This window comes from Arthrobacter sp. HLT1-20 (genome assembly GCF_054510895.1).
The window spans coordinates 1-13,945 of the sequence record NZ_JBTNDR010000027.1; the positions used below are offsets into that span (position 1 = coordinate 1).

Sequence of the window (13,945 nt, forward strand, 5' to 3'; positions counted from 1 at the left end):
GTCATCCCCCTCTCCCCCCCCCTCCCCCCCCCCCCCCCCCCCCCCCCCCCCCCCCCCCCCCCCCCAGGGCGGGATGGGGGTCCGGGCTAAATCTCCGCGATCAGATCCGCCACGGAGTTCAATACCTGGTCCGGACGGAACGGGTACGCGTCAATGTCCGCGGGCTGGGTGATGCCCGTCAATACCAGAACGGTATGCAGCCCCGCCTCCATGCCCGCGATGATGTCCGTATCCATGCGGTCGCCGATCATGGCTGTGGTCTCCGAGTGGGCCTCGATCCTGTTCATGGCTGAACGGAACATCATGGGGTTGGGCTTGCCCACAATGTACGGTTCACGGCCCGTGGCCTTGGTGATCAAGGCGGCAACGGCACCCGTGGCAGGCAGCGGACCCTCGCGGGACGGGCCGGTGGCATCCGGATTGGTGCAGATGAACCGTGCGCCGTTGCCAATCAGCCGAATGGCCTGGGTGATGGCCTCAAAGGAGTAACTGCGGGTCTCGCCCAACACCACATAGTCCGGGTTTTGGTCGGTGAGGATGAAGCCGGCCTCATGCAGTGCCGTGGTCAGGCCGGCCTCGCCAATGACAAAAGCCCGCCCGTGCGGCATCTGGGACTTCAAGAACTGCGCCGTGGCAAGAGCCGAGGTCCACAGATTCTCCTCCGGCACCTCAAGTCCCGACGCCCTCAGCCGGGCGGCCAGGTCCCGCGGGGTGAAAATGGAATTGTTGGTCAGCACCAAAAAGCGTTTGGAGGTGTCCACCCAGCGCTGGATCAGTTCGGCTGCACCGGGGACTGCCTTGTTTTCATGGACCAGCACGCCGTCCATGTCGGTGAGCCAGCATTCGATGTCTGCGGGCTGGCGGTTCTGCGCCTTACTCATGGTTCCTCCTGATGTGGCCGGATTTCTCTAGCACCAGTCTTGCAGATCCGCCCGGGCGCCGTGGCACAGCCGGGCCGGGTATGCGCCTGCGGTGCAGCGGCTAAAGTTAACTAGTGAGTAATTCCAGCGACACCACTTCCCCCGCCCCCGCCGAAGCCAAGTCCACAGAGGCGCCCGAATACGTTGAACCGCACCATGAAGTGGGTGTTGGGCCGTGGGAAGGTGCATGGCCGCAGGGCGATCATTGGGATCAGGAACTCCTGGCCGGGGGCGACCGCCGCAACGTGCTGGACCACTACAGGTACTGGACCATGGAAGCCATTGTTGCCGAGCTGGACACCCGCCGCCACGACTTTCACGTGGCCATCGAAAACTGGCAGCACGACATGAACATCGGCACGGTTGTGCGCACGGCCAATGCGTTCCTGGCCAAGGAAGTTCACATCATTGGCAAGCGCCGGTGGAACAAGCGCGGCGCCATGGTCACCGACAGGTATCAGCACGTCCGCCACCACCCCACAGTTGAGGACTTTGTGGCCTGGGCGCAGGGCGAGGGCCTGGCCATCATCGGCATCGATATTTTCCCGGACTCGGAAAAACTGGAAACCTACGAGCTGCCCCGGAACTGTGTCCTGGTGTTCGGCCAGGAAGGCCCCGGGCTAAGCGAGGAAGTCCACGCGGCGGCCCAAACCACGCTCTCCATTGAGCAGTTTGGCTCCACCCGCTCCATCAATGCAGCATCCGCGGCAGGCATCGCCATGCACGCATGGGTACGCCGCCACGTGTTTAACCAAGAGGTTGGCTAGTCCCAAGGTCGTGACGTTGAGCGATCATTGCATGCACTAAATCCGCGTCGTCCAGGCAGGCAGCGATCTCGTAGTCGCAATGCTCCAGTTCACAGTCTCCCGTTGCCAGCTTTGGCAACGGGGACGCCAGCCCGACTCGGGTTCGGGACCAGCCTAGATCCATTCACAGGGAACACACAGTACCGAGCTGGCATCGATTCGCCGGGCTTGGTCGTTGAACTGGACAGAGAACACTGCAATCCAACCCTCTGGAGCCCTTTGCCAGCCACGTCCACGACAGCGACCACAGCACCCGACACGCTACCGATTCCCAAGCAGGTCGATGAATGCCCCGCTGATTCGCCGCGCCCCCGCTCCGTCGTACTGCTGGGCATCGACGGAGCGGGCAAGACAACAGTCGGGACAACTCTCGTGGCCGAACTCAGGGATGCCGGGTCGCCTGCCCAGCTCCTGCGCAACCCGGCCGGACGTCGCTGGATGTCGCGGGTGGCCGATCGTTTCGGAATCGTACTGACGCCGGCATGGGCCAACCGTTTGGAGTCGATCGTGCGTTTCCTCAACGTGCTTGTGGCCCACGCCCGGGCCGCGGGATTTACCGGCACCACCGTCATGGATCGCCATGTGGCGTGCCAGTTGGTCCTGCGTTCGGTCCGGGGGCTGCCTCAAGGGTTGTTGATGCCCTGGCTGCTTTCCCGGCTGCCGGAACCGGATGCTGTCATCCTGATTGATGTACCGGCCGACATTGCCCACGCCAGGATCCTTGCACGCGGGGAAGACAGCGAGTCCCTGTCCTATCTGCGATCGTCGCGCGAGGAGTACCTGGAGCTTGCGCTGTCCAAAGGGTGGCACATCATCGACGGATCCGGCACGCCGCAACAGGTCGCCGCCAAGACCCGACAAGCCGCGACAAGCAACAGCTCAGGTTTGCATGTGGCCTTTGGCGGAAAATCTCGTTCCCGGTCCACCAACCCCACACCGTAACATCACAGCATCGCAGACAGTCCGGCGTCGAACAGCAAAGAATGTCCACAAGTTGGGCGCAAGCTTCATCTTCTTCGACACTGTGAGCGCAATCGCTAAGATGGGAGGAGCCATGCGGGAGGCGGGCCTGTTGCCAGCCTCTTAGTACCGTTCAGCCCATAGGAGCTCTCAATGCCCATTGCAACACCGGACAAGTATGCCGAAATGATCGACCGCGCCAAGGCTGGCGGCTTCGCCTACCCGGCGGTCAACGTGACGTCATCCCAGACGCTCAATGCAACCCTGCAGGGCTTCGCCGACGCCGGAACTGACGGCATCATCCAGGTTTCCACCGGTGGCGCAGCCTACTGGTCCGGCGCCAGCGTCAAGGACATGGTTGCCGGTTCCTTGGGCTTCGCCGCATTCGCACGCGAAGTTGCCAAGAACTACCCCATCAACGTGGCCCTCCACACGGACCATTGCCCCAAGGACAAGCTGGACGGCTTCGTTCTGCCCCTGCTGGAAGCTTCCGAGCGTGAAGTAGCCGCCGGCCGCGACCCCATCTTCAACTCCCACATGTGGGACGGTTCGCACGAAACCCTCGAAGAGAACCTGCGCATCGGCCGCGAACTGCTGGCCCGCACCCACGCCGCCAAGATGATCCTTGAGGTTGAGATTGGTGCTGTTGGCGGCGAGGAAGACGGCGTGGAGAACGCCATCAACGACAAGCTGTACTCCACGATCGAAGACGGCCTGGCCACCGTTGAAGCACTGGGTTCCGGCGAATACGGCCGCTACATCACGGCCCTGACCTTCGGCAACGTGCACGGCGTCTACAAGGCCGGCAACGTCAAGCTGCGCCCGGAACTCCTGAAGGAAATCCAGGCAGCCGTTGGCGCCAAGATCGGCAAGGAAAACCCGTTCGACCTGGTCTTCCACGGCGGCTCCGGCTCCTCCGACCAGGAAATTGCCGACGCAGTTGCCTTCGGTGTCATCAAGATGAACATCGACACCGACACGCAGTACGCGTACACCCGTCCCGTGGTTGACCACATGTTCACCAACTACGCAGGCGTGCTGAAGGTTGACGGCGAAGTCGGCAACAAGAAGCTTTACGATCCCCGCGTTTGGGGCGCCTCGGCCGAAAAGGGCCTGGCAGCACGCGTTGTTGAGGCTGCCTCGCAGCTCGGCTCCGCAGGCAAGACGTTCAAGTAGCATGAGCGAAGATTTCCGCCGGAACCTCATGGGCCCGGAGCCCACCTTGCTCCCGGCCGAGGAAGACATTCAGGCACGGTTGGACGCGGGGGATGAGGCAGTGGATTTGGCTGCCGCCAATCCCACGTCCTCACTCCTGTGGGCCATTTTGGCTGACGAGGCGTATGCGGAGGGCCGCACCATTGAGTCCTACGCCTACGCACGCACGGGCTACCACCGCGGCCTGGACGCCCTGCGTCGCAACGGCTGGCGCGGAACCGGCCCGGTGCCGTACTCGCATGAGGGAAACCGCGGTTTCCTGCGTGCGCTGTACGCGTTGGGCCGCGCTGCCGGAGCGATTGGCGAGTCCGATGAAGCCGCACGCATTGCTACGTTCCTGAACGACTCCGATCCCTTGGCAACCGCCGCGATCGAAGCCGCTCTGTAGCTTGCAACAAGAAATGCCGCCGTTCCCGCTTTTTGCCACCGGATATACCGGTGGCAAAAAGCGGGAACGGCGGCATTTTTCATTGACCCGTCCGGCATGGGCGGTCCCTGCACTGTCCACCCTGCGCGGTCAATGTGCGCCAGCTAGGGCCGTGAAGTAAACTTAGGAGGTAAGACCCCCTTGACTGACTGCCTTCGTAAGCCTTTGCTGATGAAGGCCGGTGGTTTCCAAGGGGCATTTTCGTGCCCGGACACTGCACGGTGGAACAACCACCGGCCTCTGCAGTGCCCGGCTCAACTTATGAGCAAGGGGGAGGGTCCCATGCCAGCAATCGTAATCGTCGGCGCCCAGTGGGGTGACGAAGGTAAAGGCAAGGCCACAGATCTTTTGGGTGGTTTGGTCGACTATGTAGTGAAGCCCAACGGTGGAAACAACGCCGGGCACACAGTGGTCGTAGGCGGTGAGAAGTATGAGCTCAAGCTCCTTCCTGCCGGAATTTTGAGCCCCAACGCGACACCCATTATTGGCAATGGCTGTGTTGTGAATCTTGAGGCGTTGTTTGAGGAAATCGAGGGCCTTGAGGCCCGCGGCGCGGACACGTCCAAGCTGCGAATTTCTGCAAACGCCCATTTGGTGGCCCCGTACCACCAGGTATTGGACAAGGTCACCGAGCGTTTCCTGGGCAGCCGCGCCATTGGCACCACGGGCCGCGGCATTGGCCCGGCATACATGGACAAGGTGGCCCGTCTGGGCATCCGCGTCCAGGACCTCTTTGACGAGTCCATCCTGCGCCAGAAGGTGGAGGGTTCGCTGAAGCAGAAGAATCAGCTGCTCGTGAAGGTCTACAACCGCCGGGACGTTGAAGTGGACGAGGTTGTGGAGTACTTCCTCAGCTTTGCCGAGCGTGTGCGCCCCATGGTCATTGACGCAACCTATGTGCTCAATGAGGCACTGGATCGCGGCGAAGTGGTGCTCATGGAAGGCGGTCAGGCAACGTTCCTGGACGTTGACCACGGCACCTACCCGTTCGTGACCTCCTCCAACCCGACCGCCGGTGGCGCGTCGGTTGGTTCCGGCATTGGCCCCACCCGCATCACCCGCGCAGTGGGCATCATCAAGGCCTACACCACACGTGTTGGTGCCGGTCCGTTCCCCACGGAACTCTTCGATGACATGGGCATCTACCTGCAAAAGACTGGCGGCGAGTTTGGTGTGAACACCGGCCGTCCCCGTCGTTGCGGTTGGTACGACGCCGTTTTGGCCCGCCACGCTTCCCGCGTCAACGGCTTCACGGACTACTTTGTCACCAAGCTGGACGTGCTGACAGGCATTGAGCGAATCCCCGTGTGCGTCGCCTACGACGTCGACGGCGTCCGTCACGATGAAATGCCCATGACGCAGACCGAGTTCCACCACGCCAAGCCCATTTTCGAGTACTTCCCGGGCTGGACCGAGGACATCACCACGGCCCGCACCCTGGAAGACCTGCCGGAGAATGCACGCAACTATGTGCTGGCGCTTGAAGCCATGTCCGGCACCCGGCTCTCCGCCATTGGCGTTGGCCCGGCCCGTGATCAGACAATCGTGCGCTACGACCTCATCAACGACTAGTCCCGACGCCCACCCAGTAAATCGCTGACGCGATTTGCTGGATCCCCGGGCGCGTGGGCCCAGCCACAGCATAAAGGCGTGTTCGACGCCGGAACTTGAGTTCCGGCGTCGGACACGCCTTTTGTTTTACCCGGCTCAGCTTTGAAGGGCCAGCCGAACCGCGGCCTCGGCATGAATCCTGGTGGTGGGGAAGACCGGCAGGGGGCTGCTGTTTTGGTCGATCAGCAGCTCGATCTCCGTGCACCCTAAAATGATCCCCTCGGCACCCTGAGCCGCCAGGGACTCGATGATCCGGACAAAGCGCTCCCGGGAGGCTTCCGTTACTACGCCCAACACCAGTTCGCCGTAGATGACGCTGTGGACCAGATGGCGGGCCTCGGCGTCGGGAATCAACACCGTCAGCCCGTGGCCGGAAATCCTGTCGCGGTAGAAGTCCTGCTCCATGGTGAATGCGGTGCCGAGCAGGCCCACGGTGCTCAAACCCGAGGCCGCCACAGCCTGCGCGGTGACATCGGCCAGGTGCAGGAGCGGGATGTGCACGGCGCGCTCAATGGAACCGGCCACCTTGTGCATGGTGTTGGTGCACAAGAGGATGAAATCTGCGCCGCTGGCTTCCAGCCGCCGCGCCTCCTCGGCCAGGAGTTCCCCGGCACGTTCCCACTGCCCCGTGGCCTGAAGTTGTTCAACGTCAGCAAAGTCAACGGATGCCATGATGCAGCGGGCCGAATGCAGGCCGCCAAGCCGCTCCCGGACCAGTTCGTTGATCAGCTTGTAATATAGTGCCGAACTTTCCCAGCTCATCCCGCCCAGCAGCCCAATGGTCTTCATTCGAGCATCATACTTTGGCAGCCCGTGGTCTCCCGGAGCCCATCACGACTAGGCTGGATGTCAGATGGTGTTGGTGGGTCGAAGGAGATGTCATGAAGGTCAGTGTTGGGCAGTTCAATCCGGGCGGCGAAGTTGCACAGAACCTGGCCACCATGCGCCGGCTCTGCGTTGCTGCGGCGCAAGAGGGCAGCAAACTGATCCTTTTCCCGGAGGAAGCCATGTTCTCAGTTGGCAGGGTGGCCGGCGACTTCGCCACGGCCGTTGACGCCCAGTGGACCACCTTTGTGCAGGGCATTTCTCTCATGGCCGCCGACGCCGGTATTGCCGTCATTGCCGGCGGCTATGAATCCAGTGGCGAGGAACGCCCCTACAACACCGTGGTGGCGGTGGACGACGACGGCGGAATCCTGGGCACATACCGGAAACTGCACCTCTACGACGCGTTCTCCTACAAGGAATCCTCAAGGATCAAGCCCGGCGACCGCGGCATCACCGTGGTGGACATTGGCGGATTCAAGGTGGGCTTAATGACCTGCTACGACCTCCGTTTCCCGGAGCTGGCCAGGTCCTTGGCAGTGGCCGGGGCGGAGCTGCTGTGCGTTTCGGCGGCCTGGTTCAAGGGCGAACACAAGGTTGACCATTGGGAGACGCTGCTGAAGGCCCGCGCCATTGAAAACACGTGCTGGGTGGCGGCGGCCGGCACCTCCAGCGACCACTGCATTGGCCATTCGGCGATTCTGGACCCTATGGGCATCCCTGCCGACTTCCTCAATGAAGAACCCGAAGGCATTGCCACAGCGGATGCCACGCACCGGCGCGTGGAGGAAGTTCGCGAATTCCTGCCCGTTTTGCGCAACCGGCGCTTTGAAAGCAGCACATTGGTGGTCCCCGCAGGCTAAGTCACCGTTGACGAAAGATATCGCTGTGATTAGTGTCGGGACTAAGGGCAGGAGGAAATCATGAACGACGCCAAGATTTGGGCGGTACTGGAAACCATGTTCCCAGTAGCGTTGGAGGATGTGCCGCTGGACGGGCAATGGCTCAAGCCGCCGTTCGCCGACGATGCCGCTGGCCGGGCAGTTGTCTGCAATGACGGCGACTTTCAGTTTGTGGTGGTGGACCGTTCAAACGGATCGGTGCGTTACGTCTGTGAAGACGATGAATCACTGATTGCGTCGTCCTTGGAGACACTGCCAAAGATTGTGGCCGCCTGGGGCGCCATTGACAGGGATACTGTGGGCCCCGAGGACGACGAGGACTTCTCGGCCGTCAAAAAATCGTTCGTGGAGCAACTGAAAGCCCTAGACCCTGCTGCTGCGGCGCCCAATGAATTCTGGGCCCTGTATGCCGAGGAACTCACCAGCGAAGACTATGTGGACTTCGATGACACCGAAGACGATGACATTGACCTCTTTGAAGAGGTTGAAGAAGTCCGCTCCGACGCCTAGTTAACTTGGGACGGTTCCTCGCAGACGAACCGCCGAAGCCTTCATCCGGATGCGTCCCTGCAGCCGCTAGGCTCAAGGCATGGCACAGTTCAATGATCCAGACGTTATCCGCCGGCTCCTGACCACTCCGGGCCGGTGGGCGGTGGTGGGCCTGTCCAACAACCCCCTGCGTGCGGCAGTGGGTGTTGCCCATTTTCTCCAGCGGCACCTGAGCCAGGAAATCATTCCCGTCAGCCTTAAGGGCGACGACGTCCACGGTGCCAAGGGTTACACGAAACTTGCCGATGTCCCCGGTAATATTGACGTGGTTGATTGCTTCGTCAATTCCAGCCGGGTGGGTGCAGTGGTTGACGAAGCCATTGCCAATGGCGCCAAGGCTGTGTGGCTGCAATTGGGTGTTGTGGATGAGCAGGCAGCGCAGCGCGCCCTCCTTGCAGGACTCGATGTCGTCATGGATGCCTGCCCCAAAATCGAGTCAGCAAAGCTGGGGCTGTAAGCCGCAAGCGCCGAATTTCAGGAAGAACCCTATGCCTCGTCATCTTGATCATTCCCGCCACCGGGGCCGTTTGATTGCGGTTGCCATTCTTGTGCTGTCTGTGGCGCTCGTGGCAACAGGCATCTGGTGGGTGAACACCATGCCCTCACAGCAGGCACGTGTGGTGCCGGCTGGCCCCGCGAGCACGCCGCCCAGCACCCCCAGTGCCGCTGCGTTCAGCACCCCGGCGAAAAGCGCCACGCCAAGCCCAAGCCCGGCTCCGTCGTCGGCCATGACAACAACAGCCCCCGCCACCAACCCGGCAACCGGGCGCGTGGACACCCTGGACGGACTGGTTCCGGACTACGTGCTGCCGCCCATTGAAAACGGGATGGCCCCCGTGCTGACAAAGATCCCCACTGAGCAAAAAGTGGTTTTCGTGACCATTGACGACGGCGCCGTGAAGCGGGATTCGGACCTGGCGCTGCTGGAGAAGAACGGCATCAAGTCCTCGCTCTTTTTGGCGAACACGTTCATTGCGGGGGACCCGCAGTTTTACAAGAAGTACACGGCCGCCGGGCACCTGATCGAGAACCACACCATGAGCCACAATTTGGGGTTCATCAACCTCAGCTACGAACAGCAGAAGGCCGAAATTTGTGGCATGGCGGACTTTGCCGAACAGCAGTACGGGCGCCGTCCCGTGTTCTTCCGCCCGCCGGGTGGCCCCTACACGAATGCCACGCGCCAGGCGGTGGCCGAGTGTGGCATGAAAGCCGTGGTCGATTGGGAAACCAAGGCCAACGGTGGTGGCATGGACTACCAAGTCGGTGCCGGACTACGCCCCGGAGATATTGTCCTGATGCACTTCCGCCCCGAATTCCCGGCGGACCTTGCCGCATTCTTGAAGGCGCAAAAAGCCGCCGGGCTCAAGGTTGTGCTGCTGGAGGACTACCTGCGCACCAAGTAGCTTTTCTGCCTGCCGGCTGGCCATGCAACGGGTAGCGTTGTTGCCATGACACGAATTGTTTACAACACGGCAACCTCATTGAACGGCTACCTTGCCGATCAGGACCATTCGCTGGAGTGGCTCTTTGCGGTGGATAACGCCGGCGCCCCGGACATGGCGGCATTCATGGACTCCGTGGGTGTCTTTGTGGAAGGGTCCTCCACGTATGAATGGGTGCTGCGCGCCGAAAACCTGCTGGCCGAGCCAAAGAAGTGGCAGCAGTTTTATGGCAGCAAACCCACCTATGTCTTCACCTCGCGGACTTTGCCCGTCCCTGCGGGCGCGGACGTCCGTTTTGTCAGCGGCGCCGTGGAAGACGTTTTGGCACGGATCAAGGACGCGGCAGGGGACCTGGACGTGTGGGTTGTGGGCGGCGGGGACTTGGCTGGCCAGTTCTTGGACTGCGGCGCTTTGACGGACATCTCGCTCAGCGTTGCACCGGCTGCCCTGGCCGCGGGCGCCCCGCTGCTGCCGCGCACAGTGGGCCCGGACCGCTTGGTGCTGCGCAGCGCCAGCCAGCAGGGACAATTTGCTGTTCTGCACTACCAGGTGCTGGCCGCCACATGAGCATCAGCGCAGCAACGTTGAAAACCGCAGCGCTGGCCTTGACCGGCTGCTTTGAAGACTTCCCTTTCGGCGAGGACATCAGCGTCTTCAAGGTCAAGGCCCCCAGCAGCGGCGGCGGGGACAAGTGGGTCGCGAAGATCTTTGCCCTAGGTAACCTGGAGGCCACCCCGCTGCTCATCAGTCTCAAGTGTGACCCCGAGCTGGCGCCCGCATTGCGCGCAGCCAACCCCGGAATCACCCCCGGATATCACCTGAACAAGAGGCATTGGAACACCGTGGACACCTCTGTTGTGGACGGGGCCATGGTGTTGGAGATGCTGGAAGACTCCTACGACCTGGTGGTGGCGGGCCTGCCCAAGAAACAACAACTTGCATTGGAGTGGAGCGCATATGTCGCCAAGAGCTAGCCGTGGCACCCTGAACTACCCGTACCTTGGGCTGACGCGTTTGGTGGCGCAAAAGTCCGCGGAGTCCGCGCATTGGCCGGCAGGGTTTGCCCATGTGGACAAGACTCTTGCGGTGGGTGCCGGCCAGGAGGCCTTCGATGCGCTGGCCGAGGGCATCATGACCTGGCAGATTCAACGCCGGGCCGGCCTGCAGGTGAGCGCTCCGCCGCGGGCAGCCGTGGGTGCCACGGTGGTCAGTGGATTTGGTGTGGGAAACCTCCGCCTCCCGGTGCCATGCGAGGTGGTGTGGGCCATGGAGCCTTGCACCGTTGCCGGCCCGGACGGGGCTGACGTTCAGATGGCCGGTTTTGGCTACGGCACCTTGCCCGGGCATCCGGCGCTTGGCGAAGAAGCTTTTATTGCCATGAGGACGTCCGACGGCGGCGTCTATTTCAGGCTTTTGGCCTTCAGTAAGCCCGCCGGATTCATCTATGCCCTGGGGTCCCCGGTGACCAAGCTGACGCAGGCGGGTGTCACCCGTTCCTACCTGCAGGCTGCTCGTGGACTGGTGGGTGGGTTCTAGCCCCAATGTTCCGTGACTATGCAGATCACGCCCTCAACAGTGCTGGTTGAGGGCGTGATCTGCATAGTCACGCCACAGGATCGGCGTAATAATTCATCGGACATAGGACATCCATCGATGTCATGGATAACATGATCTAACCGTTCGGTGACGCCAATCACATGCACTAGATCTGGGACCGTGCGAATCCGTCTTCCTTCTTGAGGAGTAATTGATGCGCAAACTATCCGTTGCTGTGGCCGTTTCGGCCCTTGCCCTTGCCGGGGCGGTGGTACTTCCAGCTGGTTCCCAACCGGTCCAGGCGGCAACGCTCCCCACGGCAGTTGCACCCGGGGCTTATTCCTTGACGAATGTGTCAACGGCCAAGAACCTCCATGTCAACGGAGTGTCCATTGCTGCTGGCACCAAGATTGTGGAGGATGCCCCGCGCGGCACCGCCGGGCAGTCCTGGTGGGTGGCGCAGACTGCGCCGGGTGTTTACAAGCTCAGCAGCAACAACAGTGGTTTGTGCCTTCAGGATGCAGTTGCCGCCGGGGCTGCCCTGACGCAGGAAAACTGCGCCGACATCCCCGGCCAGCGCTGGCGGATGGCCGCCGGAGACGATGGCTACACACTGGTCAATGTTGGTTCGGGGCGAGCCGCGGATGTTGCCGATGCCGCCTCACTTGATGTGGTTTCAAACGTGGCAGGAGCTGCCGCCACTCAGCGCTGGGTGCTGGCAAAGAACGGCATCACCCGTGTCACGGCTTGGGGAACAGCCCTCACCGATGGCGGCCCGGCCCTGACCGACAAGACCATTCGCATGGTGGTCCGCCCCAACTTGGCGGGCAATGCCCAGCGGATCACTCTCTCCAACCGCTTTGGCACCGCGCCGCTGGTTGTTGGATCGGCAACTGTTGGCTACCAGGGCACGGGGCTTACTGCCGGCTCCGCGCCGTCGTCGTTCAAGTTTGGCGGTGCCACCACAGTGACCATCCCCGCCGGTGGGGAGGTTGTCAGCGACGCCTTGAACGTGCCCGTGAAGACCGACACCAACTTGTTGGTCAGCGTGTTTGTCTCCGGAACCATCCCGCTCTCCCCCTATCACAACCTCGGAATCGTCTCCAACGGAATTGCCGACGGCAACCACACCGCAGACACCGCCAACACCAGCTTCACCCAGGGAGCCTCGCAGTTCTTCTTCCTGAAGGGCATCGACGTCATTTCCGCAACGGCCAAGGGCTCAATGGTGGCCCTGGGAGACTCCATCACCGACGGCTGGGGCTCGAGCACCAACGGTTTTAACAACTGGCCGGCGCAGCTCTCCGACAAGATCAATGCCCGTGACTCGTCCATCGCCATGGTCAACGCAGGCATCAGCTCCAACCGGGTGACCTATGAGGCTGGCGGTGCTAAGAACCGAGGCATGGCTGCCACCACGCGCTTCGCCTACGACGTGGCCGCCGTTCCTGGCGTGACATCCGTGTTCCTTTTTGAAGGCATCAATGACATTCCCGACGGCGCCAACAGCGACCGCCTGATCGAGGGCTACCGGAACATCATCGCGCAGGCACGTGCCGCTGGATTGAAGGTATACGGAGCCACCATGACACCCACCAAGGGTGTGGCCTCCTTCACCGCAGCACGCGAACTGGTGCGCACCACCACCAACAACTGGATCATGACCAGTGGCGAGTTCGACGCCGTGGTGGACTTCTCCGCGGCGGTGGCCGACCCGGCCGATCCGGAGCGCATACTTCCCGTCTACGACAGTGGTGACAAGATCCACCTGAGCGTTGCTGGCTACGCGGCATTGGCCAAGGCTGTGGACGTTGCGCCGTTCACCCAGGCGTTCGCCCCGCAGCTCAGTGGCCCTGCCGACGCCGTCGCGGCGGGTACCTCTGCGATGCTCCTTGGCACCACCTTTGCTGGCGGCGAGACCGTCACCATTGCTGGCAGCTGTCTGGCAGTTCCGGCCACAGCCATCGCCAACGCCGCCGGGATCTTCACGGCCAACATCGGCATCTCAGCTAGCTGCCCCGCTGGCAGTACGACGGTGACAGCTACAGGTGCCGTTTCAAAAGTGCCTGTCTCCGTGACCTTTGCCGTGACAGTGGCACCGACGGTTGCACCGACAGTGCCTCCGACGGTTGAGCCCACTGTTGCTCCAACTCTTGCGCCAACGGTTGAGCCGACTGTGGCTCCTACGGGCGTCCCGACGGTTGCGCCGACGGCCCCCGTGGTCGGTGAGCCCACCGTGTCATTGAGTGGCAGCTCGGCGGTTGCCGGCGGTGAGTTGACCATGACAGGAAGCAACTTCAAGCCGGGCACCACGGCCACTTTTACCTTGCATTCGGACCCGGTTGTCTTGGGGACCGCTGTGGTCTCTGCCAACGGCGTGGTCTCCTTGACGGCAAAGTTGCCAACATCCATCCCGGCCGGCGTGCATACGCTGATCATCACAGGCACCGGTGCGAATGGGGAATCAGCTGAAACCAGCGCCAAATTGACGGTTTCCGCAGCTTCAGGCACTGCCTCGGCATCCGGAACATCCACAGCTAGCGACACCCCGGCTGGAAACCAGGACGCCAACAACCAGGCCGGCAAGAATCTGGCCAATACAGGCGCAGGAACCACCCCGTTTCTGCTTGGTGGCCTAGCCCTCCTGCTGGCCGGCGCCCTGTCGATCGTCAGCCGACGTCGGAACGCCTCCCACACGTAGTCGGCGCTGTACGGTCGACTATCTGGAACACGGAACCCCCGTCATCTC

At 62.1% G+C, this 13,945-nt stretch carries 15 protein-coding genes; 13 read left to right on the forward strand and 2 right to left on the reverse strand.

The genetic code is table 11. The features are described 5' to 3' along the window. Positions 1-86: 86 nt before the first annotated feature. Positions 87-881 carry an HAD-IIA family hydrolase gene (locus ACX80Q_RS13710; protein ID WP_459331088.1) on the reverse strand — a complete coding sequence of 265 codons (795 nt, stop codon included), beginning with the start codon at positions 879-881 and terminating at the stop codon, positions 87-89. 200 nt (positions 882-1,081) lie between these two features. Between ACX80Q_RS13710 and ACX80Q_RS13715 the strand changes: the two genes are divergently transcribed. From ACX80Q_RS13715 to ACX80Q_RS13735, 5 genes are all read left to right on the forward strand, one after another. Continuing rightward, entirely contained in the window at positions 1,082-1,687 is a 606-nt protein-coding gene (locus ACX80Q_RS13715) for a TrmH family RNA methyltransferase (protein WP_459331122.1), read from the forward strand. A gap of 258 nt (positions 1,688-1,945) precedes the next feature. Further along, positions 1,946-2,668: a dTMP kinase gene (locus tag ACX80Q_RS13720; protein ID WP_459331089.1), complete on the forward strand. Its 723-nt coding sequence runs from the start codon at positions 1,946-1,948 to the stop codon at positions 2,666-2,668. A gap of 171 nt (positions 2,669-2,839) precedes the next feature. Continuing rightward, positions 2,840-3,862, forward strand: a complete 1,023-nt coding sequence (gene fbaA, locus ACX80Q_RS13725) for a class II fructose-bisphosphate aldolase (RefSeq protein WP_459331090.1) — start codon at positions 2,840-2,842, stop codon at positions 3,860-3,862. Position 3,863: 1 nt separating this feature from the next. Then, a complete protein-coding gene (locus ACX80Q_RS13730; RefSeq protein ID WP_459331091.1) occupies positions 3,864-4,289 on the forward strand; it encodes a DUF3151 domain-containing protein in 426 nt (141 codons plus the stop codon). A 321-nt stretch (positions 4,290-4,610) separates the two neighbouring features. After that, the gene (locus tag ACX80Q_RS13735) at positions 4,611-5,900 is read left to right on the forward strand and encodes an adenylosuccinate synthase (protein ID WP_459331092.1); all 1,290 of its coding nucleotides are present in this window, start codon (positions 4,611-4,613) and stop codon (positions 5,898-5,900) included. 135 nt (positions 5,901-6,035) lie between these two features. Here the strand turns inward: ACX80Q_RS13735 and ACX80Q_RS13740 are convergent, their stop codons facing one another. Next, positions 6,036-6,728, reverse strand: a complete 693-nt coding sequence (locus ACX80Q_RS13740) for an aspartate/glutamate racemase family protein (protein ID WP_459331093.1) — start codon at positions 6,726-6,728, stop codon at positions 6,036-6,038. Positions 6,729-6,820: 92 nt separating this feature from the next. Here ACX80Q_RS13740 and ACX80Q_RS13745 point away from each other — a divergent pair, with 92 nt between their 5' ends. The 8 genes from ACX80Q_RS13745 to ACX80Q_RS13780 all read left to right on the forward strand — a co-directional run bounded on the left by ACX80Q_RS13745 (position 6,821) and on the right by ACX80Q_RS13780 (position 13,897). Next, positions 6,821-7,627, forward strand: coding sequence for a carbon-nitrogen hydrolase family protein (locus ACX80Q_RS13745; protein ID WP_459331094.1), 807 nt, complete (start codon positions 6,821-6,823; stop codon positions 7,625-7,627). Between the two features lie 60 nt (positions 7,628-7,687). Then, positions 7,688-8,176 carry an SUKH-4 family immunity protein gene (locus ACX80Q_RS13750; protein ID WP_459331095.1) on the forward strand — a complete coding sequence of 163 codons (489 nt, stop codon included), beginning with the start codon at positions 7,688-7,690 and terminating at the stop codon, positions 8,174-8,176. A 79-nt stretch (positions 8,177-8,255) separates the two neighbouring features. Then, positions 8,256-8,672 carry a CoA-binding protein gene (locus tag ACX80Q_RS13755; protein WP_459331096.1) on the forward strand — a complete coding sequence of 139 codons (417 nt, stop codon included), beginning with the start codon at positions 8,256-8,258 and terminating at the stop codon, positions 8,670-8,672. Between the two features lie 31 nt (positions 8,673-8,703). Next, positions 8,704-9,621, forward strand: coding sequence for a polysaccharide deacetylase family protein (locus tag ACX80Q_RS13760; RefSeq protein ID WP_459331097.1), 918 nt, complete (start codon positions 8,704-8,706; stop codon positions 9,619-9,621). Between the two features lie 45 nt (positions 9,622-9,666). Next, a complete protein-coding gene (locus ACX80Q_RS13765; RefSeq protein ID WP_459331098.1) occupies positions 9,667-10,227 on the forward strand; it encodes a dihydrofolate reductase family protein in 561 nt (186 codons plus the stop codon). Beyond that, positions 10,224-10,634 carry an MmcQ/YjbR family DNA-binding protein gene (locus ACX80Q_RS13770; RefSeq protein WP_459331099.1) on the forward strand — a complete coding sequence of 137 codons (411 nt, stop codon included), beginning with the start codon at positions 10,224-10,226 and terminating at the stop codon, positions 10,632-10,634. The genes ACX80Q_RS13765 and ACX80Q_RS13770 overlap by 4 nt, the downstream gene beginning before the upstream one ends. Further along, entirely contained in the window at positions 10,618-11,196 is a 579-nt protein-coding gene (locus ACX80Q_RS13775) for a DUF1990 family protein (RefSeq protein WP_459331100.1), read from the forward strand. The genes ACX80Q_RS13770 and ACX80Q_RS13775 overlap by 17 nt, the downstream gene beginning before the upstream one ends. A 214-nt stretch (positions 11,197-11,410) precedes the next feature. Further along, complete coding sequence (locus ACX80Q_RS13780; RefSeq protein ID WP_459331101.1) at positions 11,411-13,897, forward strand: GDSL-type esterase/lipase family protein; 2,487 nt, start codon at positions 11,411-11,413, stop codon at positions 13,895-13,897. Positions 13,898-13,945: the final 48 nt, after the last annotated feature.